The following is a 22253-nucleotide window of genomic DNA, read 5'->3' on the forward strand; positions in this document are numbered from 1 at the left end:
ACCAGTAAACCGCGTCGACAACGCTTACGGCGACAGAAACCTAATATGCACATGCCCACCAATGGACGCATACGAAGAAGCCGCCGAGTAAAAACCAAAACAACCCCCGCCCACCACTGGGCGGGGGCTTTTCTTACGGGGTAAACCCCTCGGGCACCCCAAATGGCGGAGTTTCCACACTTGTCCCTGTAAGCGATTGCAGAAAGGCGACGAGGCTGTGGATTTCCTCATCGGAAAGTTCTACCAGCGCAATGTCGATTTTGGCGCGCTGACGCTTCATTTCGAACTTGTCATCCCACACCACAAAATCCGCATGCTGAAGCCAGGGCACGTCAGGCAAATCTGCCATGTCCCGGTTCCACTGCGACAGGCTTATTTCGGGGTTGAGGTGATGGCGGATCATGCTTTCCAGATCGGGAAACGCTCCGTTATGGCCGTATGGCGCAGTCAGGGCGATGTTGCGCAGCATCGGCGTGCGAAACCTGTAGGCATCTTCCAACCGGTCACTTTCACCCATACGGCCAACGTCCCGGACGTAAGGGTCCCATTGTCGTGTCCTGCCCGGTCCGAAAGGCGGCAGAGCAAGTGCGTGAAACTTCTGATCCGACATGAGAGTTCCGGAATGGCAGGCAGAGCATTGCGCCTTTCCGTAAAACAGGCTCATGCCGTTCTGTTGGTCCTGTGAGAGGGCGGAATTTTCTCCGGCCAGATACTGGTCAAACGGGCTGTCAGTGCTGCGCCATTCCACCGCCATGAAAGCTGCAAGCGCGTTGGCGATCTGGGTGATCGAGATGTCCTCGGTCGTTTCGATTTCATCAAACGCTGCGACGATGACCGGGCCGTAATCCGGATCGGTGCGCACCCGTTTGGCGAGGATCGGCCAGCCTTTGTCGATCCGGTCATGCACAGCACCTGTGACCTGGTTCTCGGCCACGTTACCCGCCATTTCGAACTGCGAAGTCAGCGGAAAAAGCGCCTGCGCGGCCAGCAGTGAATTCAAACCTTCGGGCAACCATTCCTGTGCAGGCGAGTTGAAGCCATTGCCATAAACGTCCGAAATACTCAGGCGGCCATCGTGGAACAGGGTGTGAATGTCCTTCGCCCCAAGATTCCAGAGGCCCGGAGAATTTCGGGGGATACGTTTTCGGATCTTGTCGGCTCCGGTGCCCGGTGTGCGCTCAGGTCCCAAGCCCTGACCGCCTTCGCCGATGCCCAGCGACAATCCATCGGACGTTCCGAAATCGGGGTGATGGCAATGGGCGCACGCGATGTTCTGATTGCCGGACAGGATCGGGTCGTAAAACAGTTGATGACCGATGGCGGCCTGTTTCATATCAAAGGACAGGAAATCGTCATCTGTCAGCGGTCGTGGAAGTTCTTGCGCGATTGCCGTCCCGGCCCAGAGGAAAGCAGCCACCCCATGCGTCAGTATGTTTTTGCCCTTTGTCTTTTTGCCACCCCGGCGCTGGCCGAGTTGGAACAGGCCCGCGATATGATGGAGTCCGGGGAGTTCGCGGCTGCGCGCGAGGAACTTTGGCCTGCCGCGCGTTCTGGCAACGCCGAGGCCGAGGAACTGATCGGCGTGATGTATGGTCTCGGACTTGGAGTTGAGCAGGACTATGAAAGAGCGTTTGAGTGGTATCTGCGCGCCTCGATGAAGGGTCATCCCGGGGCGCAATCCGGCGTCGGCTGGTATTATGAACTGGGCCTTGGCATGCCCGCGCCTGATTTGGTGCGGGCTTACATGTGGTACACGCTCAGCGCCATTGGCGGCGATCCCGACGCGGCGATCAGCCTTGAGGAGGTGGTCAAGAAAATGTCGCCGGAGCAGATTGAAAGGGCGCATGTTCTGGTCAACGACTACAAGGGGTGGATGTACCCGTTTCGGTGAGGGCCGGGCCTTCAGGCCCGACCCACAATTGATTAGTTCAGGTCCGCATCGCGCGACGCATTGATCTCGCCTTCTGCGATCGAAACGGCTTCGGTCAGCGCGGCAAAAATCTCATCACCGCGAGCCACGTTGGACTGGAACCATTCGTAAACAGGTGTAGCCGCGTCTTTGAACGCGGCTTTCTGATCGGGTGTCGGGACGTAGAGGTCACCGCCGCCCGCAACGAAATCTTCATAAGCCTGGATCGACTTGCGCTTGGGCGAGGCAAAAGTGGCCTGCTGCAGGGCATAGAAACCGTCGACGACCACGCGGCGCAGATCTTCGGGCATCTCCTGGAACTTGGCGTTATTCATCCACCACAGCGCACCCATATAGGCGTGGCCGTCCAATGTGACGTATTGCAGACCCGCATCCGGGAATTTCATGCCCATGATATCGGTGATGCCGTTCTTGGATCCTTCAACAACGCCGGTTTGGAAGCTTGTGAACAGCTCGGGCCACGGGATCGGGGTCGGCGAAGCGCCCAGCGCCTTTACCAGTTCCTGCGGCAGGTCGGCGACCACGGTGCGGATCTTCAACCCTTCCATGTCGGCGGGTTCGGCAATGCGGCGTTGCGTGTTGGCAAAGTTGCGCCAGCCGCCAGTGTTGCCGATGGTCATCAGGCGGATCGCACCGCCGGAATCCTCCAACGCCATCTCGCGCATTGTGCGCGTGAAATCACCAGACAGAACACGCTCGGCCACACGGTCATCGGCCATCAGGTAAGGCAGGTCGAGGACCTGAACGTAAGGGAAGATGCCCGAAGCACCGCCTGAGGTAGAGATGTAAATGTCGATGGTGCCGTCCGCGACGCCCTGAAGGCATTCAGCGCCGTTTGAACACAGCTGTGTCCCGATAAACAGCTCGACTTCTATCGCTCCGTTCGAGGCAGCTTCGACAAAGTTCTTGAAAACGATCAGACCGTCATAGTCTTCATCGTTTTCATTAGAGTTTGCAGTCGCGCGCAGCGTGTAGTCAGCTGCAGTTGCCGCGATGGCGGACGCGGCAACCAGCGATGTCGCTAGGGCTGCTGTTTTGATAAATCTTCCGAGCATGCGTTTCCTCCCTGTGATACTCAGTCAGTTTGCAAATCCCGTTATGCGTGGGATCGTCATGGATAGTGCGGGGACATAGGTGATCAGAAAGATCACTATGATTTCGACGGCCAGGAATGGCAGGATTGCCTTGGCGATGGTTTCAACTTTTTCGCGCGACACGGCGGCGGCCACAAACAGGACCAACCCCATAGGCGGTGTCGCAAGGCCCACGGTCAGGTTGACGCTCATGATGATGGCAAAGTGGATCGGATCGACGCCAAGGCTGGTAAAGATCGGGGCCAGGATTGGGCCAAGGATGATGATCGCGGGACCTGCGTCCAGGAACATGCCCACGATGAACAGCAACAGGTTGATCAGGAACAGAAGGATCAGTGGGTTTTCCGAAAGGCTGAGGATCAATTGCGCCAGTTGTTCCGGCGCGTGGCTGAGGCTGACGACTGTCTTGAACGCCATCGCGGCACCCACCAGCAACAAAACGACGGCCGAGGTCAGACCTGCATTGCTGAGAATTTCAGGCACTTCTTTTATCGTCAGCGTGCGCAGGACAAAGAACCCGATGAGGAATGCGTAGCCGACAGCAACCGCCGCAGCTTCGGTCGGTGTGAAAATACCGCCCAGAATACCGCCCAGAATGATGACCGGTGTCAGCAGGGGGAAGAACGCTTTAAGGCTGGCCTGACGTCGCTCGCCCCAGGTGTATTTTCGGCTGGCGACCGGGAAGTCGTATTTGTCGGCCATGACCTTAATCATCAGCATCAGGCCAACACCCACCATGACGCCCGGCACGATCCCTGCAAGGAATAACGCTGCAACGCTTTCGCCCATAACATAGGCGTAGATGATCATGATCCCCGAAGGTGGGATGATCGGACCGATCACCGAACTGGCGGCTGTGATCGCAGCGGCGAAGCGGCGGGTGTAGCCCTGCTTTTCCATCGCCGGGATTAGCATCGACCCCAGCGCCGATGTATCGGCCACCGCTGAACCTGACAGTCCGGCAAACAGGATCGAACTCAGCACATTCACATGCGCCAAACCGCCCCGAAAGTGGCCCATCAGCGCCTGACTGAATTCAACCAGCCGCAGCGTGATGCCGCCCCGGTTCATCAGCTCTCCGGCCAGCATGAAGAAGGGGATCGCCATCAACGGAAAGCTATCCATGCCGTTATAGACATTGCGATAGAGCAGCGTGATGTCGTTGGTCTGACCGTTCAGCCATAGCAGAATGCCGGGCGCGGCCAGCAACGCGAAGAAGACCGGCAGGCCGATCAGCAGGAACACCAGAAATGTGGGTAGGAACCATATCAACATTTATTCGGCTCCCACGGGTGCATCGGCAATCTCTGGCAGCAGATGTCCGCCGCCCAACAGGGTTACGATGGCGCGCAAGATTAGCTCTATATTGACTGAGATCAGCAGGATGACGCCAACCAGCAGCGATGCCATCATCCAGCTGCGCGGGATGCGATACCACTCGTCAAATCCAAAGGACGTTGGCAGATACAGCGCCGCTGTCGCGAATTTGCCGCCAAACCCGGTCACCTCGGACCAACCGATATTGACGGCGACCAGCAGCACGGCCAGCGAAACCAAAAGAAGCAGGATATTCAGGGTCTGCCCGATCCCACGCGGCAACATAAGGGGCACCATGTCGATGGCGACGAACCCGCCACGCCGAAATGCCGTGGGGGCCATCAGGCCCGTCATCCACAACATACAGAACCGCGCAGCCTCATCCGGCCAAGGCAGCGCGTTGCCCAGAACGTATCTGAAAAACACCTGAATCAGGATCGCGATTACCATAAGCGCAATCGCAACGACACCAACCGCGCGGCCCAATCGCAGCACGGTTTCATTAACAAACGCGATCGGCGCAAGCACCGACGTCAATCCGCCCATGCGGATCCTCCCTTTTCAGCCGCGGGTTTCCACCGCGACAGTTATTCCGCGCTTACTGGTGCGCGAATTGGCCGAGCTTTCCGGCGTAGAAGGTCAATGCGTCTCCGTCCGCCATACTGGCACGCAGGACCTTTCCAATAACAATAACGTGGTCGCCAGCGTCGTGATAAGCGTGTTGCTCACATTCGAAACGGGCCAGGCAATCGGGCAGCAGCGGGGTTCCGTTTTCACAGCGCTCGTGGTCGATATCCTGAAGCGCAAACGCGTCTTTCGAACATCCAAAGCAAAGCTCGGCCTGTTCCGCTGAAAGGACGTGAACACTGAAATGTCGTGCTTCTTGGAAATAACGGAACCGGCGCGAGTTGCGATCGCCTGCCCACATGACAAGTGGTGGGTCCAGCGAAAGGGACGAAAAACTGTTGGCGGTGATGCAGACCGGCCCGTCTGTGCTGTCGCAGGTGACAACGGTGACACCGGTGGCAAAACGACCAAAAGCGTCGCGCAAGGTTCGGGTATCGTCCCGGTGGGGAACGAATGTGCGGGTCATGTCCTTTGAGATTGCATTCATCATGGTACCTCATGCCCCAGTGCCGCCTCATAAAGGCGGTACCAGCTCTCGCGATCCAAATTGACTTTCAGCGCGTCAGAGATGCGCTTGATCCGGTCTAGATTGTTGGTGCCCAAGACCGGAAGAATGCCTGCAGGGTGGGCCAAAAGAAACGCCACCGCTACAGCGGCGCGATCCACGCCGAATTCCTCGGCGATTTCGTCCGCTACAACCCCGACCGGAGGGTTTCCAGCCATCAGCAACCCGCCACCCAAGGGCGACCACGCCATCACCGGCTGGCCATGCTGCTGATGAAACGCCAGATCACCGTTGGTAAAGGGGCCGATTTCGCCCAGAGAAATCTCGATCTGGTTGGTCGCCAATTGGGTTTTCATCGCCGATTGCAGCAGGCTCCAGTCCCATGGACGGAAATTGGACACGCCAACCGCTCCGACCTTGCCGCCGGCGACAACTTCGTCTAGCGCGGCACCTGTTTCGTGATGATCCATGAATGGATCGGGGCGGTGAATCAGCAGCAGATCGATATGATCGATGGCCATTTCGGACAGCGAAGTGTCAACCGATTTCAGTATATGTGCGCGCGACGTGTCATAGTATTTGCACTTGGCGTCCGCATACCGACCCATCGGCGCGACGATGTCACATTTGGTGACGATTTCCATCTGCTGGCGCAGGCCTGGATTTGCGCGCAAGGCGTTGCCGAGAACAGCCTCGGCCGCGTAGCCGCCATAGATATCGGCCTGATCAAAGGTGGTGATGCCCTGATCCAGGCACGCCTGAATCTTGGCTTCGACATGACCCGTCGAAGTGTCGTCGTCGTCGCCCAGCCGCCACATGCCGTAGACAATGCGGCTCATGTCCAGCGAGTCAGATAGTTTCACACGTTGCATCAGCGACGAACTCCGTTGCCCAGCGGCGTGGCCGGGGTATTTGCAGGGACCCTTCCGTAGGCTTCGGGAAGGGAACAGGTTTTCAGATTAGGCATAACACGGCTGCCAAAATGGCGAGCTTCGTCCATGTGCGGGTATCCCGAGAAGATGAAGGCGCGGATGCCCATCTTCTGATACTCTTCGATCTTGGACATGACCTGATCGGTCGATCCGACCAGAGCGGCGCCGCACCCGGACCGCGCGCGGCCAACGCCGGTCCAAAGGCCGGGTTCGACATAGCCATACTCATCCGCAAGATCGCGGTTCTTGGCCTGATGCGCGACGCCCAATGATGTCGAATCCAAAGCACGCTCACGGATGGCGCGACCGTATTCGTCATCCAGTTTCGAGACGATGTAGTCGGCGTATTCCTGCGCTTCGGCCTCGGTATCGCGGACGATCATGTGCACGCGCAGGCCGTAATCGAGTGTGCGATTGTAGTTCTCCGCAACCGCGTGGACGGCTTTCATCCGTTCGGCCAGCTGATCCTTGGTTTCGGGCCACATCAGGTAGACGTCGCAATGCTCGCCACACAGATCCAGAGCGGATGGGGAATAACCACCAAAGTACAGCAGTGGGCCGCCGGTCTGATATGGCTTCGCCGGGTCGGTCGTCAGCCCAGAGAAGTTATACACTTCGCCCGCATGATTGATCTCATCCTGCGTCCATGCCTGTTTCAGTATCTCCACCACTTCGCGCGAGCGCTGATAACGATAGGCGCTGTCGGCTTTCTCTCCGGGGAAATCGGATGAGATGATGTTGACCGTCAAACGCCCCTGCAGCATGTGATCCAGTGTCGCGATGGTGCGGGCCAGCATGATGGGTTGCATCTCACCGCAGCGCACAGCGGCCAGCATGTTGATCTTTTCGGTGATCGGCGCGCATCCCGCGACAAAGCTCAATGTGTCCTGACCCACCTGATAGGACGAAGGGCAGAGGATGTTTCGGAACCCTTGCGCCTCGGCCTCTTTCACGATGCCCGAGCAGTGGTCCCAGCTGGATCGTAGATCGCCATCAGGTATTCCAAGAAACTGGTAATCGTCGGAACACAACGCCGCAAACCACGAAACCTCGGCCGCATTCAGATCGGGTGAGGTGATGGGGACGATGGTCATCTGATTCGCTCTCCACGTGGCTGTGACTTTCCTCTTGCGTAGCAATCACATTGATGTAGATCAATGGTGTATCAATTTTTCCCGCGACCGAGTGAAGCGCCCAAAGATGTCGTCAGCCAACCGAAACCCGAACGCCCTGCCGGTTTATGTTCAGATTGCCGAGCTTTTGATCCGCGACATCGCTGCCGGTCGCCTGATCGATGGCGAGCGCTTGCCGCCCGAACGAGACCTTGCTGCGGAATTGAAAGTTTCAGTCGGTACTCTGCGAAAATCGCTCGCCGAGCTTGAGAAAAAGGGGATGCTGGAGCGTATTCAGGGTTCGGGCAATTATGTACGCGAGACCGGAACGCAAAACAGCGTCTATGCAATGTTCCGACTGGAGCTGCCTGAAGGCGGTGGGTTGCCGCGGGCGGATATCCTGTCAGTTGACCATCTGAAAAAGCCCGCAGATTTGCCGCGATTTGGTGCCTCGGACATGGGCTCGCGGGTGCGTCGAATGCGCTACCTGAATGATACAATTATCGCAGTTGAAGAAATCTGGCTGGATGAGTCCGCTGGTTTGATTGATCGACAGCTGCTGTCTGACTCGCTTTATCGCTACTACCAGCACCAGTTGGGGTTCTGGATTACGCGTGCTGAAGACCGGGTTTCCCTCGGGATGTTGCCGGATTGGACGCCCACTGATTTCACCAGGCCAGCCGGAGAAACGGTTGGCTACATCGAACGGTTCAGCTGGTCGGAAAAACCCGAACCGGTTGAGTTTTCAAAAACATGGTTCGACCCGGATCGGGCCACCTATGTCCAACGACTGAAGTAAAAGGAACTGCGCATGACCCGGACCATTCACTACGGGCTGATCGGATGCGGTATGATGGGGCAGGAACACCTGCACAATATTGCCCTGCTGGACGACACGCGCGTTTCAGCGATTTTTGAACCTGACGCCGAGATGGCAAAGGCTGCGCAGGCGATTGCGCCTGATGCGGTGATGGTGTCTTCAGTCGAAGAATTGCTTGCGGTCGACGATCTGGACTGCGTTGTCATCGTTAGCCCCAACCACCTGCACGTGGATCAGATCGAAGAGATTGCCCGGACGCGCCCGTTGCCGTTGTTGGTAGAGAAACCTCTTTTCACAGATCCGGTGGATGCGTCGCGACTTGAGTCGATTCAGCGTGACTATCCGCACCCAATCTGGGTTGCGATGGAATACCGTTACATGCCGCCCATTGCTGCGCTGATTGCCGAGGCAGAGGTCACGGGCGGCGTAAAGATGCTGTCAATTCGCGAGCATCGGTTTCCGTTTCTGGAAAAGGTCGGGAATTGGAACCGGTTCAACCGGAATACAGGCGGAACATTTGTCGAGAAGTGCTGCCATTTCTTCGACCTGATGCGTCTGATCCTGCAATCCGACCCGGTTCGCGTCACAGCCAGCGGCGGGCAGGCGGTCAACCATCTGGATGAGGACTATGGGGGCGAGACGCCCGATATCCTCGACCATGGTTATGTCATCGTGGATTTCGCCTCGGGCGCGCGCGCGATGCTGGAACTTTGCATGTTCGCGGAAGGGTCCCGATATCAGGAGGAAATCTCGGCAGTGGGGCCGGATGCCAAGATTGAAGCCCTTGTGCCGGGGCCGGGACGGTTCTGGCCAGAACATCTGGGCGCACCGCCGGTGCCGCAGATCATTGTCAGCCCGCGTGATCCGAAAGGGCCAATTCCCAAAGATATCCCCGTCGATCCACGCCTGTTGGCTGCCGGGGATCACAACGGTTCGACCTTCTATCAGCATCAAGGGTTTTTGGCGGTTCTGCGGGGTGAACAGGCCCAGCCAGACGTCACCCTGAACGATGGTCTTTGGGCTGTTCGGATCGGTTTGGCAGCACAACAGGCATTGGAAACCGGAGAAGCTGTGCGCTTCTCATCTTGATGCTGATAGGAAACCCGCGTTCCAAATACGCACAAAGTCGGGTGTCGTTTTTGGCACCCGATGCGTCTTTTCCGCTTGCTGAGCGTCTTTCGAGGCAATAGCTCTGTTTGTGGGACACCCCTCCCCAACGAGGGGCGTGTATCTGGAAGGGTAATACACATGAGCATTGAACAACCGGCGACGCGGCCGGCAAATCCGCGTTTTTCTTCGGGCCCTTGCGCCAAACCCCCCACATTTGATCTGACCAAACTGGCCGATGCCGCGCTGGGTCGTTCGCACCGTGCAGCAGTAGGCAAGGACAAGCTGAAGGCAGCCATTGAAGGCACGCGCGAGGTTCTGGGCATTCCGGCAGATTACAAGATCGGCATCGTTCCCGCTTCGGATACCGGCGCGGTTGAAATGGCCCTGTGGTCGCTATTGGGCGAACGCAAGGTCGAGATGTTGGCCTGGGAAAGCTTTGGGTCCGGTTGGGTGACAGACGTCGTTAAACAACTGAAGATCGACGCAGAGGTTAAGACGGCAGACTACGGACAGTTAGTTGATCTGGCCTCGATTGATTTCAACAATGATGTTGTCTTTACGTGGAACGGCACGACCTCGGGCGTTCGCGTTCCCAATGGCGACTGGATCGCTGATGACCGTCAGGGTTTGACGATTTGTGACGCCACCTCTGCAGCTTTCGCGATGGACCTGCCGTGGGACAAGCTGGATGTGACCACGTTCAGCTGGCAGAAAGTTCTGGGTGGTGAGGCGGCTCACGGCATGCTGATCCTGTCGCCCCGCGCTGTAGAGCGGTTGGAGAGCTACACCCCAGCATGGCCGCTGCCTAAAATTTTCCGCCTGACCAAGGGCGGCAAGCTGATCGATGGCATCTTTACCGGTGCAACGATCAATACGCCGTCCATGTTGGCGGTCGAAGATTACCTTTTCGCGTTGGACTGGGCGCGCTCGGTTGGCGGCCTGCAGGGCCTCATCGCCCGTGCGGATGCCAATGCTGGTACGGTGCACGCCTTCTGCGACCAGAACAACTGGATCGCCAATTTGGCCGAGGATGCGGCGACGCAATCCAACACCTCGGTCTGCCTGAAATTCACGGATCCCCGCATTCAGGATGGTGCAACATTCGCCAAAGCGGTGGCCAAACGGCTGGAGGCCGAGAACATCGCTCTGGATATCGGAGCCTATCGAGACGCGCCTGCGGGCCTGCGCATCTGGTGCGGCGGAACCGTCGAAACCTCGGATATCGAGGCGATGCTGCCCTGGCTGGCATGGGCCTTCGAGGCCGAGATCGCGGCGCAATCTGAGGCCGCCTGATTCATTCCAATCTTCGCCGGGCCACCCCAGGCCCGGACGCCCCATTAGATTCAAGGACCACAAACATGGCCCCCAAAGTACTCGTATCCGACAAACTTAGCGAAACCGCCGTTCAGATTTTCCGCGACCGCGGCATCGACGTGGATTTCTTGCCTGATCTGGGCAAGGACAAAGACAAGTTAGCCGAAGTGATAGGCCAATATGACGGTCTTGCCATCCGCTCGGCCACCAAGGTCACACCGACGCTGCTGGAGAAAGCCGACAATCTGAAAGTCATTGGGCGTGCCGGGATCGGCACTGACAATGTCGACAAAGAAGCCGCGTCGAAAAAGGGTGTGATCGTGATGAACACGCCTTTTGGCAACATGATTACCACCGCCGAGCACGCGATTGCGATGATGTTCGCTGTTGCGCGGCAAATCCCCGAGGCCAGCACATCGACCCATGCGGGCAAATGGGAAAAGTCCAAGTTCATGGGCATCGAACTGACCAACAAGACCCTCGGCGTTATTGGCGCAGGTAACATTGGCGGTATCGTGTGTGAACGCGCGCTGGGTCTGAAAATGAAGGTCGTTGCCTACGATCCCTATCTGAGTGAAGAGAAAGCCGCCAAGATGGGTGTGGAAAAGGTCGAGCTGGACGAGCTGCTGTCTCGTGCCGATTTCATCACACTGCACGTGCCGCTGACCGACCAGACGCGCAACATCCTGAGCCGAGAGAACCTGGCCAAAACCAAGCCCGGCGTGCGCATCGTCAACTGCGCCCGTGGTGGTCTGGTCGACGAAGAGGCACTGTCCGAAATGCTGCAAACCGGTCAAGTTGCCGGTGCCGCCTTTGACGTGTTCAGCGTGGAACCGGCCAAGGACAACCCGCTGTTTAACCTTCCGAACGTGGTCTGCACGCCTCACCTTGGTGCGGCGACGACCGAAGCGCAGGAAAACGTCGCTTTGCAGGTGGCCGAGCAGATCTCGAACTACCTGCTGACCGGTGCGGTGGAAAACGCGTTGAACATGCCCAGCGTCACCGCCGAAGAGGCCAAGGTCATGGGGCCGTGGATCAAGCTGGCAGGCCATCTGGGCAGCTTTATCGGCCAGATGACCGATGAGCCGGTCAAGGCGATTAACATCCTTTACGATGGTGTCGCGGCCGAGATGAATCTGGCGGCCCTGAACTGTGCTGTCGTCGCGGGGATCATGAAAAAGTTCAACCCGGAAGTGAACATGGTTTCGGCCCCGGTTGTTGCCAAGGAACGCGGCATTCAGATCTCGACCACCAATCAGGACAAGTCCGGCGTCTTTGATGGATACATCAAAGTGACTGTGGTGACCGACAAACGGGAACGCTCTATCGGCGGTACCGTGTTCAGTGACGGCAAGCCACGATTCATCCAGATCAAGGGTATCAACATCGACGCTGAAGTCGGGGCACATATGCTTTACACGACCAACGAAGACGTTCCCGGCATCATTGGTGCGTTGGGTCAGACAATGGGTGAGAACGACGTGAATATTGCCAACTTTACGCTGGGCCGTGCCGAGGCCGGTGGTGAGGCAATCGCGCTTCTTTATGTGGATGAACCGGTACCGGCTGAAGCGCGGGCCAAATTGGCGGAAACCGGGTTGTTCACCCAGATCAAGCCGCTGGAGTTTGATGTGGCCTGAGTTTTGGTTCGAAAATTGTGACCTTGGCGATGCCCGTGCAAAAATGTGCGGGCATTGTCTTTTTTCTGCAACCGAGTTGCTGCACATAGTGTCTGACACATTCAAAGAGGCCCCGTTTTGAGCATACCGATCTACGCCGTTGGCGACATTCATGGTCAGTTACACATGCTGCAAACTGCACTTGCCCGGATTGAAGCAGATGGCGGTCCCGATGCGCGGGTCGTGTTTTTAGGCGATTATGTGGATCGCGGCCCGAACAGCCGCCAAGTGCTGGACCTGCTGATTGAAGGACGCCGTGCAGGGCGGAACTGGGTCATGGTCAAAGGGAACCACGATCGCATGATGGCCCGCTTTGTTCAGCATTGCGAGATTGCGGATAGTCGTTTGCCGATCACTTTGAACTGGTTGGACCCCCGTTTGGGCGGTCGGGAAACGCTGGCCTCTTACGGCGTTGAGGTAACCGACAATGATCGGATTTACCAGGTCAATAAATGGGCGCGTGATGCGGTGCCACAGGCCCATTTAGACTTTGTGAACGACCTGCCGTTGTATCATCGGGAGGACGAATTGCTGTTCGTACACGCGGGCGTTCGACCCGGTCTACCGTTAGAGGAGCAGGCTGAAGACGACCTTGTCTGGATACGTCAGGAGTTCCTGCAAGATGCACGTGCGTACCCCTGGCTGGTTGTGCATGGGCATACTCCGGTGAACCGGGCCGAGCACTGCGGAAATCGCGTCAATCTGGACGCCGGGGCAGGCTATGGTCGGCCGCTGGCCACCGCTGTGTTCGAAGGGCGTCAGTGCTGGCTGCTGACAGACGCTGGTCGGATGCTATTAGAGCCTAATCCGCGGTAAACATGTCCTTGTAACGTTCGCGCAGGGCGTTCTTTTGCACTTTTCCCATCGTGTTTCTGGGCAGCTCATCCAGTACGATCAGCCTTCGGGGATGCTTGAACCGCGCCAGTTCGCTTTGAACGTTGGCCAAAATGGCACCTAAGTCCGGTGCTTGGCCCTGCTCTGCAACGAGAATACCCAGAACGGTTTCGCCGAAATCGGGATGAGGCACACCAATCACGGCGCTTTCCAGTACGCCCGGCTGGTCGTCCAGAACCAGCTCAACCTCTTTGGGGTAGATGTTGAACCCGCCAGAGATGATTAGGTCTTTGCCGCGACCCACGATGTGCACGTAGCCGTCCTCGTCTATGCGCCCAAGATCACCGGTGACAAAAAACCCGTCCTCGCGCAATTCCGCGGCGGTTTTTTCCGGCATTTGCCAATAACCTTCGAAAACATTGGGTCCGCGCACTTCGATCATGCCAATCTCGCCCTGCGAGAGGGGTTCGCCGGATTCGGGATCTGTCACCTTCAGTTCGACACCCGGCAGCGGAAATCCGACCGTTCCTGCGCGACGCTCGCCGTCATAGGGGTTCGACGTGTTCATATTGGTTTCCGTCATGCCATAGCGTTCAAGGATACGGTGGCCGGTCCGATCCTGAAACTGTTCATGCGTCTCGGCCAGCAACGGGGCCGAACCCGAGATAAACAGCCGCATGTGTCGCGCCAAGTCGCCGGTAAAACGCTTATCCCTAAGCAGACGTGTATAAAAGGTTGGAACCCCCATCATCGAGGTCGCATCCGGCATCAGCCGTAAGATGTCATCCAGATCAAATTTCGGAAGGAAGATCATCGACCCGCCAGAGGCCAGAATAATGTTGGTGGCCACAAACAGCCCGTGCGTATGAAAGATCGGCAAGGCATGCAGCAGCACGTCCTCTTGCGTAAATCGCCATTCCTGCACGAGTGTCTCGGCATTGGACAACAGGTTGGCCTGCGTCAGCATCGCGCCTTTTGAGCGCCCTGTCGTTCCGGAAGTATACAGGAACGCGGCAAGATCATCCTCGGTCCGCTTGACCGGTTCGAATGCAGGCAGCATACCCAAAGCCCGACGCATAAGGCTACCTGAACCGTCGGCGTTAAGCGTCTCTAACCTTGCGTTTTGGGCTTCGGCGATAGGTGTCAGTTCCACTTCGCTGGCGGCATCGCAAACCACCAGCGCCGCGCCGCTGTTTTCGATGAAATAGCTGAGTTCGCCGGATTTGTAGGCGGTATTCAACGGCAAAAAGATCAGTCCGGTTAGAGCGCAAGCGGCATAGAGCGCCAGCGCTTCTGGCGACTTTTCCACCTGAACGGCAACCCGGTCACCGGGCTCAAGCTCAAATCCGTTCAATGCGTTTGCAATCCGCGAGGCCATGTCCAGAAAAGCCGCGTGGGTAATCGTTTGGCCGCCGGGCAGATGAAGGAATGGCGTATCCTTGCCCGCGTGGATGCCAAACAGTCGATCATAGAGCGGGTTACCCATCGCAATTTCCCTTCGCGCAGGACCAGAATGTGCTGAATCTGGCTTGGATTAGAGACACGGTAAAGCAGAAATCGCGGTCGGGCTTAGAACTGAGTGGTCATGCGATACCCGGCGGCAAAGTACATCTTCGCGAAAGTGACCGGTTGGCCCTCAAGCCACGTGATCCGTTCACCGGTAAACACCGGTTCACCAACAGGAAGGTCCAGGAACCCGGCCACTGATTCATCAGCGCGGCTGGCCAGGAAACTCAGCTCGACATTGGTAAAAGGAACGGTTTGTATCAACCACTCATTCGGACCAATTGAGGCGAAGTCTGCATTCAAGACCTGCGGGACCGAGGCCACGACGATCCATCGATCTTCGAATTGAAACGGAGTATTGCCGTTAAAGTGCATGCAACGCACGTGCATCACGTCCTGGTTTGTTTTCAGGGCAAGCCGCGCGCATAGCCAATCGGGTGCTTGCCCGGAATCAGATGAGACCAACGCATAGCGATAGGTGCCGCCCAGAGCCTCAACCTCATCCCGAACCATTGGAATCGTGAATCGGGCCTGCCTTTGTGGTGAACTTAGAACCCGAGTGCCAGCTTTGCGGCGGCGTTCCAGAAATCCTTCATCGGCCAGTTCCCTCAAGGCACGGTTCACGGTCGTTCTGGTGCAAGAGAATTCGACGGCAAGGTCCTGTTCATTGGGCAGCAGAGAATCCGGCTGCCACTCACCCGACCGAATGCGTGCCAACACGGTTTCCTTGATGTCCCTGTAGCTGGTGGTTTCGTTCGATTGGGTCATGGTGCTTTTCGTTTTCTGAGTAGGTTCGTTTAGACGTCGGCCAACAGATCGGCAATCGCCGACCTGTACGCGGGAACGATCCGATCTCGTTCGATGTGGCGGCCCTGTCGCACCATGTGACGGCCCGCCGACCACAGTTCTGTCACCAGCCCATCAGGTGCTGCAAAACACAGGCCATCCAGCACCTGTTCGTCAGTCAGCGCGCAAATTGTAGGATGAGATCGGTCAATTGCCATTAGATCGGCCCACTTGCCGACGGCAATTTCTCCGGCATTGCGGCCCAGAGCTTGCGCGCCGCCTTGGGCGGCGCCTCTATACAAAGCCTGACCAACCGATCCTTCACCTTTCACCAAAACAGTGCGTGCATGGTCACGCAATCGCTGGGAATATTCCAGCGTCCGTAGTTCTTCAGGCAGAGATATCCTGATGTTAGAGTCTGATCCCACGCCGAAACGGCCACCTGAGTCAATGTAAACCGCACCGTTGAAGATACCGTCGCCCAAGTTCGCTTCGGTAATCGGGCACAGTCCGGCAACGGCACCGGATTGAGCAAGGGCGCGTGTTTCCACATCGGTCATGTGAGTCGCATGAATAAGACACCAGCGGTAATCTACATCGACATTGTCCAATAGCCAGGCGACCGGCCGCTGCCCCAGCGCAGCCTCGACATCGGCCACTTCCTTAAGCTGTTCCGCAATATGAATGTGGACGGGGCCGTCAGAAACTACATTTAGGACTTCGGGTAAATCCGTAGGCGATGTCGCCCGCAAAGAATGCGGGGCGATGCCGATCATGGAATCCGTTTGAGGCAGCGTTTTTCGGCATTCCTCGACCAGAACCAGAAACTGATCGACGGAATTGCCAAAGCGTAACTGACCACCTGCTAATGGCTGCTGGTCGACACCGCCGTAGGTGTAGAGCACCGGTAGGTGCGTTAACCCGATCCCGGTCTGAGTGGCCGCGGCAAAAATGCGCTGGCTCAGTTCCGACACTTGGTCGTAAGACGCCCCGCCCGGCTGGTGATGGACATAGTGAAACTCACCGACCGAGGCATACCCGGCCTCTTGCATCTCCAGATAGACCAAGGCGGCAATCGCTTCGACCTGATCGGGTGTAAGCTTGTCCAGAAACCGATACATCAGAGTGCGCCAGGTCCAAAAGCTTTCGCGCCCCGCAGCGCGGACTTCGGTCATACCAGCCATAGCACGCTGAAAGGCGTGGCTGTGGAGGTTCCCCAAGGCAGGCAGCAAGACATCCACCCGCGTGTCCGCGGATTGTGCGGACGCCCCAGTTTCCAAGCTTTGGATATGACCGCGCGCGATCTCTACCCGCAGATTTCTGACCCAACTAGAGCCTAACAAAGCGGTTTTGGCATGGATCGTCATTGTGGTTCCATTTTGTGTAGACTTTAAACTTTTATACGTATACGAAAAAATCAACAGCAAGGGGAGCCCAAAAGAATCGTCATGGCCAAAAATTCTGTCCTTTTGAGCACACGCGTGGCGACTATGGCCGATGGTGCCGAGCCTTATGGGATGATTCAGAACGCGGCGCTTGCCCTCGATGGTGAGACAATTGCCTGGACCGGGCCTCGGAGCGCGTTGCCGGCCGGTTACGCTGACTGGCCGACCGTGGATTACGGCGACCGGCTGATTACACCGGCGCTAATCGACGCTCATACCCATGTCGTCTTTGGTGGCAACAGGGCGGTCGAATTCGAAATGCGCCTGAACGGAGCGTCGTATGAAGAGATAGCACGCGCGGGCGGTGGAATTCTGTCGACCGTAACGGGAACGCGTGAAGCCAGCGAAGATGCGCTTTTGCAGGACGCTCTGACACGTGTGGATGCCCTGTTGGGCGAAGGCGTGTCGTGCATCGAGGTCAAGTCAGGCTATGGGTTGGACACCGACACGGAACTCAAGATGTTGCGCGTCGCACGGCGGATCGGAGAAGTTCGTCCGGTCCGTGTTAAAACCAGTTTTTTAGGCGCACATGCAGTGCCGCCCGAATTCAACGGGCGCGCTGATGCCTACATCCGGGATGTGTGCATTCCGACCCTGCGTTTGGCGCAAGAAGAAGGGCTTGTAGATGCCGTAGACGGGTTCTGCGAAGGGATCGCTTTTGACCCGCCTCAGATCGCGCAGGTCTTCGATGTTGCAAAAGAACTGAGCCTTCCGGTCAAGCTACACGCTGAGCAGCTTTCGAACCTTGGTGGGGCGGCTATGGCGGCTTCCTATGGGGCGTTGTCAGCGGATCATATTGAATATCTGGACGAGGCCGGCGTGACCGCTATGGCGCAGGCGGGCACAGTGGGCGTGCTGCTGCCGGGGGCATTCTATACGCTGCGTGAAACGCAGGTACCACCGGTTGAATTGCTGCGCCAGTATGGCGTGCCGATTGCATTGGCCACGGACTGTAACCCCGGCTCGTCCCCCATGACGTCGCTGCTGCTGACGATGAACATGGCCTGCACCTTGTTCCGCTTAACACCCGAAGAAGCACTGGCCGGTGTAACGCGCCATGCGGCGCAAGCTTTGGGCCTGTCCGAAACTGGCGCAATAGCAGAGGGGAAGCGCGCGGATCTGGCCGTTTGGGATGTCACGCATCCGGCCGAGCTGTCATATCGCATCGGTTTTAACCCGCTGCACACCCGCATTTTTGGAGGTTTGTGATGAAGTCCCTCAGGCTTGTTCCCGGTCGGGTCACGCTGTCGGATCTGGCCGAAGTGTACTGGTCACAGTCCACGGTATCGCTGGATGATGGGTGCCGGCCGAAGGTTGAGGCCGCAGCCAAACGCATTCTCGAGGCTGCGAACGGAGAAGACCCGGTTTATGGCGTCAATACCGGGTTCGGCAAACTGGCAAGCCACAAGATCGCGGCCAAGGATACATCCACCCTGCAGCGCAACCTGATCCTCAGCCATTGTTGTGGGGTCGGACCAGCCGTGTCACGGCGCGTCACCCGTCTGATGATGACGCTAAAGCTGTTGTCCTTCGGACGTGGGGCGTCGGGTGTGCGGTGGGAGCTTATCGAGCTACTGCATCAGATGCTGGCCAAAGGCGTGACCCCGGTTATTCCAGCGCAAGGTTCGGTCGGGGCCTCGGGCGATCTCGCCCCGCTGGCGCATATGACGGCAGTGGTCATCGGTGAAGGTGAGGCGGAGGTTGATGGCATTGTCCTTCCGGGCAAAAAAGCGCTGATATCCGCCGGATTAGAGCCTATTCAATTAGGCCCAAAAGAGGGGTTGGCGTTTATCAACGGCACGCAGTTCTCGACAGCTTTTGCGCTGGCTGGTTTGTTCGAAGCGTGGCGCGCCGCGCAGAGCGCTCTGGTTATCTCGTCTCTCTCGACCGATGCGATCATGGGGTCCACTGCGCCCCTGCAGCCCGAAATTCACACCCTGCGCGGACATCGCGGCCAGACCGAAGCCGCCAGCGCCATGCGCACTGCTTTGACAGGGTCCGAGATCCGCGAAAGCCACAGGGACGGGGACACGCGCGTTCAGGATCCATATTGCATTCGCTGCCAGCCACAGGTCACCGGCGCGGCAATGGATGTTATGCGCCAAGCCGCCGCCACGCTTGAGATTGAGGCGAACGCGGCCACCGACAACCCTCTGGTGCTGACCGAGGCGGATGCCATCGTATCGGGCGGGAACTTCCACGCCGAACCTGTAGGTTTTGCCGCCGACATGATCGCGCTGGCCCTGTCCGAGGTTGGCGCGATCGCGCAGCGGCGTATTGCCTTGATGGTCGATCCGGCGCTCAGCTTTGATCTGCCGCCGTTCCTGACGCCAGATCCCGGGCTAAACTCGGGCCTGATGATTGCCGAAGTTACGACTGCTGCTTTGATGAGCGAGAACAAGCATCTTGCCAATCCTTGCGTGACAGACAGCACTCCAACCTCTGCCAATCAGGAAGATCACGTGTCGATGGCCGCGCACGGCGCGCGGCGATTGACACGGATGGTCGAGAACCTGAACTACATTCTGGGTGTTGAACTGCTTTGCGCAGCGCAGGGGGTAGAATTCCGTGCTCCACTGGTAACCAGTGAACCGTTGCAGCGTGTCATTGACCGTTTGCGTACAGAGATTCCGACCTTGGCCGAAGACCGCTATCTGGCACCTGATCTCGAGGCGTCCAAGCAGCTGGTTGCCACGGGTGACGTTCTTGAGGCTGTGGGTACCCCCATGCCGGGGTTGTTCTGATGCAGGTGGTCAGCGTTCACAGAGGGGACGGACCTATTGTGCTGGGTCAGCCGCACGGAGGTACATATGTGCCGGACGAAATCGCGGCCCGCCTGAATAGCAACGGGCACGGATTGGCAGATACGGATTGGCATATAAACAGGCTCTACGAAGGGATAATTGGCGATTTTACGGTCGTTCAGTCCCACGTCCATCGCTATGTCGTTGATGCCAACCGCGATCCGGACGGGGCCTCATTATACCCCGGGCAGAATACGACGACGCTTGTGCCTTTAACCGATTTTGACGGCCATCCGATCTGGATTGATGCGCAAGCGCCGTCAGAGGGTGAAGTCGAAGAGAGGCGGCGCAAATATCATGACCCGTATCACGCAGCACTTTTAGAAGAACTGTACCGCGTGCGAGAACGGCACGGCGTGGCGATCCTGTTCGATTGCCATTCAATCCGATCGCAGATTCCGTTTCTGTTTGAAGGTGAATTGCCGGTTTTCAACACTGGAACCAATGACGGTTTGACTTGCAACACGGCCATTGAGCAAGCCGTGCACGATGTAGCAACCAAGGCAGAAGGGTTCACCTCGGTCCTGAATGGCCGGTTTCGTGGGGGCTGGACCACACGTCACTATGGTCGCCCGGCGGATGGTATCCATGCCATCCAGATGGAAATCGCGCAGCGGGCTTACATGGACGAAACGCCCCCATGGGCATGGAACGAGGACCGCGCTGCCAGGCTTCGCCCGCATTTGACGACCATGCTGACCCGCCTCAACGATCTTGCCCTTTCGGGCGAATTGACCAAACAAGGAGCCCAGAAATGAGCGATCCGCGCAAAAACACCCGCGACATCTATCCACCGACCGGCCCCGAACTGAACGCCAAAAGCTGGGTGACCGAAGCACCGCTGCGGATGCTGATGAATAATCTGCACCCTGATGTGGCCGAGAACCCGCACGAGCTGGTGGTCTATGGCGGCATTGGTCGGGCAGCGCGGACGTGGCAGGATTTCGACACTATTGTTGACGGTTTGAAGGATCTGGAGGAAGACGAAACCCTAATCGTCCAGTCCGGCAAACCCGTGGCGATCATCCGCACGCATGAGGATGCGCCGAGGGTGCTTATTGCGAATTCAAACCTCGTCCCGCACTGGGCTACGTGGGATCACTTCAACGAGCTCGATAAGAAGGGTCTGATGATGTACGGCCAGATGACGGCTGGTTCGTGGATCTACATTGGAACACAAGGCATCGTTCAGGGTACGTATGAAACTTTTGCCGAAGCCGGGCGTCAGCACTATGGCGGTGACCTGACCGGCAAATGGATCCTGACCGGGGGGCTGGGCGGCATGGGCGGTGCGCAACCGCTGGCCGCTGTCTTTGCCGGTGCCAGCTGTCTGGCGGTCGAATGCAACCCGGACAGCATCGATTTCCGTCTGCGGACAAAATACCTGGATGAAAAGGCTGAAACGCTGGATGAAGCGCTCGAGATGATCGACCGCTGGACGAAGGCGGGCGAGGCAAAGTCCGTCGGCCTGTTGGGCAACGCGGCAGAGGTATTCCCCGAGATATACCGCCGGATGGCAGCCGGTGGCATGCGTCCGGATATCGTCACGGATCAGACCAGTGCGCATGACCCGATCAACGGTTATCTACCGCTGGGTTGGACCATGGGCGAATGGCGCGAAAAGCGTGAAACAGACCCTAAAGCAGTGGAAAAGGCTTCTCGTGCCTCGATGAAACAGCACGTGGCCGCGATGGTGGATTTCTGGAATGCGGGTGTGCCGACGCTCGATTACGGCAACAATATCCGGCAGGTGGCACAGGATGAAGGGCTTGAGAACGCGTTTGCTTTCCCTGGTTTTGTGCCTGCTTACATCCGCCCGCTTTTCTGCAAGGGCATAGGTCCGTTTCGCTGGTGTGCCCTGTCGGGTGATCCTGAGGACATCTACAAGACAGACGCCAAGATGAAGGAACTGTTCCCTGAAAATGAGCACCTGCATCGCTGGATCGACATGGCACAGGAACGGATCGCGTTTCAGGGTCTGCCCGCACGAATCTGCTGGATCGGGCTTGGTGATCGGCATCGCGCTGGGCTGGCCTTTAACGAAATGGTTGCCAATGGCGAGTTGAAAGCGCCGGTTGTGATCGGTCGCGACCATTTGGATTCGGGGTCGGTTGCAAGCCCTAACCGAGAGACTGAGGCGATGCTGGACGGCTCGGACGCGGTTAGTGATTGGCCTTTGTTAAATGCTCTGATCAACACGGCCAGTGGCGCTACGTGGGTATCGCTGCACCACGGCGGTGGCGTCGGTATGGGCTTCAGCCAGCACGCGGGTGTGGTGATCTGTGCTGATGGCACCGAAGATGCCGCCCGGCGGTTGGAGCGGGTTCTTTGGAATGACCCGGCCTCGGGCGTCTGGCGCCATGCGGATGCAGGGTACGACCTTGCCAAGGATTGCGCGCGGGCCCATGGGCTGCGCCTGCCGGGTATTTTGGGCTAGT

The 22253-nt window shown here is 57.7% G+C and carries 20 protein-coding genes; 10 read left to right on the forward strand and 10 right to left on the reverse strand.

Annotation, left to right across the window (positions count from 1 at the left end; genetic code table 11):
• Nucleotides 1-133 precede the first annotated feature (133 nt).
• The gene (locus ACR0AK_RS00005; protein ID WP_480791964.1) at nt 134-1417 is read right to left on the reverse strand and encodes a cytochrome-c peroxidase; all 1284 of its coding nucleotides are present in this window, start codon (nt 1415-1417) and stop codon (nt 134-136) included.
• 3 nt (nt 1418-1420) lie between these two features.
• On the opposite strand from ACR0AK_RS00005, the gene ACR0AK_RS00010 reads away from it, so the two are divergent.
• Nucleotides 1421-1891, forward strand: coding sequence for a tetratricopeptide repeat protein (locus ACR0AK_RS00010; RefSeq protein ID WP_480791965.1), 471 nt, complete (start codon nt 1421-1423; stop codon nt 1889-1891).
• Between the two features lie 32 nt (nt 1892-1923).
• Here the strand turns inward: ACR0AK_RS00010 and ACR0AK_RS00015 are convergent, their stop codons facing one another.
• The 6 genes from ACR0AK_RS00015 to ACR0AK_RS00040 are packed head-to-tail and all read right to left on the reverse strand — an operon-like array spanning nt 1924 to nt 7499.
• Nucleotides 1924-2985, reverse strand: coding sequence for a TRAP transporter substrate-binding protein (locus tag ACR0AK_RS00015; protein ID WP_170417451.1), 1062 nt, complete (start codon nt 2983-2985; stop codon nt 1924-1926).
• Between the two features lie 24 nt (nt 2986-3009).
• Nucleotides 3010-4299: a TRAP transporter large permease gene (locus ACR0AK_RS00020; protein WP_170563753.1), complete on the reverse strand. Its 1290-nt coding sequence runs from the start codon at nt 4297-4299 to the stop codon at nt 3010-3012.
• Nucleotides 4300-4887 carry a TRAP transporter small permease gene (locus ACR0AK_RS00025; protein ID WP_170417447.1) on the reverse strand — a complete coding sequence of 196 codons (588 nt, stop codon included), beginning with the start codon at nt 4885-4887 and terminating at the stop codon, nt 4300-4302. It abuts the gene before it with no gap.
• A 52-nt stretch (nt 4888-4939) separates the two neighbouring features.
• The gene (locus ACR0AK_RS00030) at nt 4940-5455 is read right to left on the reverse strand and encodes a flavin reductase family protein (RefSeq protein ID WP_058272664.1); all 516 of its coding nucleotides are present in this window, start codon (nt 5453-5455) and stop codon (nt 4940-4942) included.
• A complete protein-coding gene (locus ACR0AK_RS00035; RefSeq protein ID WP_480791966.1) occupies nt 5455-6345 on the reverse strand; it encodes an aldo/keto reductase in 891 nt (296 codons plus the stop codon). The genes ACR0AK_RS00030 and ACR0AK_RS00035 overlap by 1 nt, the downstream gene beginning before the upstream one ends.
• Nucleotides 6345-7499: an LLM class flavin-dependent oxidoreductase gene (locus ACR0AK_RS00040; RefSeq protein ID WP_480791967.1), complete on the reverse strand. Its 1155-nt coding sequence runs from the start codon at nt 7497-7499 to the stop codon at nt 6345-6347. The genes ACR0AK_RS00035 and ACR0AK_RS00040 overlap by 1 nt, the downstream gene beginning before the upstream one ends.
• A 106-nt stretch (nt 7500-7605) precedes the next feature.
• On the opposite strand from ACR0AK_RS00040, the gene ACR0AK_RS00045 reads away from it, so the two are divergent.
• From ACR0AK_RS00045 to ACR0AK_RS00065, 5 genes are all read left to right on the forward strand, one after another.
• Nucleotides 7606-8316 (forward strand): GntR family transcriptional regulator, encoded by a 711-nt coding sequence (locus ACR0AK_RS00045; RefSeq protein ID WP_480791968.1) that lies wholly within the window; start codon nt 7606-7608, stop codon nt 8314-8316.
• A 12-nt stretch (nt 8317-8328) separates the two neighbouring features.
• On the forward strand, nt 8329-9426 hold the full coding sequence (locus ACR0AK_RS00050; RefSeq protein ID WP_480791969.1) for a Gfo/Idh/MocA family protein: 1098 nt from the start codon (nt 8329-8331) through the stop codon (nt 9424-9426).
• A 159-nt stretch (nt 9427-9585) separates the two neighbouring features.
• Entirely contained in the window at nt 9586-10740 is a 1155-nt protein-coding gene (locus tag ACR0AK_RS00055; RefSeq protein WP_480791970.1) for a phosphoserine transaminase, read from the forward strand.
• Nucleotides 10741-10805: 65 nt separating this feature from the next.
• The gene (serA, locus tag ACR0AK_RS00060) at nt 10806-12401 is read left to right on the forward strand and encodes a phosphoglycerate dehydrogenase (protein WP_480791971.1); all 1596 of its coding nucleotides are present in this window, start codon (nt 10806-10808) and stop codon (nt 12399-12401) included.
• Nucleotides 12402-12518: 117 nt separating this feature from the next.
• Nucleotides 12519-13256, forward strand: a complete 738-nt coding sequence (locus ACR0AK_RS00065) for a metallophosphoesterase family protein (RefSeq protein WP_480791972.1) — start codon at nt 12519-12521, stop codon at nt 13254-13256.
• Here the strand turns inward: ACR0AK_RS00065 and ACR0AK_RS00070 are convergent.
• The 3 genes from ACR0AK_RS00070 to ACR0AK_RS00080 all read right to left on the reverse strand — a co-directional run bounded on the left by ACR0AK_RS00070 (nt 13243) and on the right by ACR0AK_RS00080 (nt 16933).
• A complete protein-coding gene (locus ACR0AK_RS00070; protein WP_480791973.1) occupies nt 13243-14760 on the reverse strand; it encodes a malonate--CoA ligase in 1518 nt (505 codons plus the stop codon). The two genes, ACR0AK_RS00065 and ACR0AK_RS00070, sit on opposite strands and share 14 nt — an antisense overlap.
• An 83-nt stretch (nt 14761-14843) precedes the next feature.
• A complete protein-coding gene (locus ACR0AK_RS00075) occupies nt 14844-15548 on the reverse strand; it encodes a GntR family transcriptional regulator (protein ID WP_480791974.1) in 705 nt (234 codons plus the stop codon).
• Nucleotides 15549-15577: 29 nt separating this feature from the next.
• Nucleotides 15578-16933: a formimidoylglutamate deiminase gene (locus ACR0AK_RS00080; protein WP_480791975.1), complete on the reverse strand. Its 1356-nt coding sequence runs from the start codon at nt 16931-16933 to the stop codon at nt 15578-15580.
• An 81-nt stretch (nt 16934-17014) separates the two neighbouring features.
• Here ACR0AK_RS00080 and hutI point away from each other — a divergent pair, with 81 nt between their 5' ends.
• The 4 genes from hutI to hutU are packed head-to-tail and all read left to right on the forward strand — an operon-like array spanning nt 17015 to nt 22252.
• Complete coding sequence (gene hutI, locus ACR0AK_RS00085) at nt 17015-18220, forward strand: imidazolonepropionase (RefSeq protein WP_480791976.1); 1206 nt, start codon at nt 17015-17017, stop codon at nt 18218-18220.
• The gene (hutH, locus tag ACR0AK_RS00090) at nt 18220-19755 is read left to right on the forward strand and encodes a histidine ammonia-lyase (protein ID WP_480791977.1); all 1536 of its coding nucleotides are present in this window, start codon (nt 18220-18222) and stop codon (nt 19753-19755) included. The genes hutI and hutH overlap by 1 nt, the downstream gene beginning before the upstream one ends.
• Nucleotides 19755-20573 carry an N-formylglutamate deformylase gene (gene hutG, locus ACR0AK_RS00095; RefSeq protein ID WP_480791978.1) on the forward strand — a complete coding sequence of 273 codons (819 nt, stop codon included), beginning with the start codon at nt 19755-19757 and terminating at the stop codon, nt 20571-20573. Before hutH ends, hutG begins: the two co-directional genes overlap by 1 nt.
• Nucleotides 20570-22252: a urocanate hydratase gene (gene hutU, locus ACR0AK_RS00100; RefSeq protein ID WP_480791979.1), complete on the forward strand. Its 1683-nt coding sequence runs from the start codon at nt 20570-20572 to the stop codon at nt 22250-22252. The genes hutG and hutU overlap by 4 nt, the downstream gene beginning before the upstream one ends.
• The last annotated feature ends 1 nt before the right edge of the window (nt 22253 follow it).

Source organism: Ruegeria sp. BI12 (assembly GCF_056537985.1).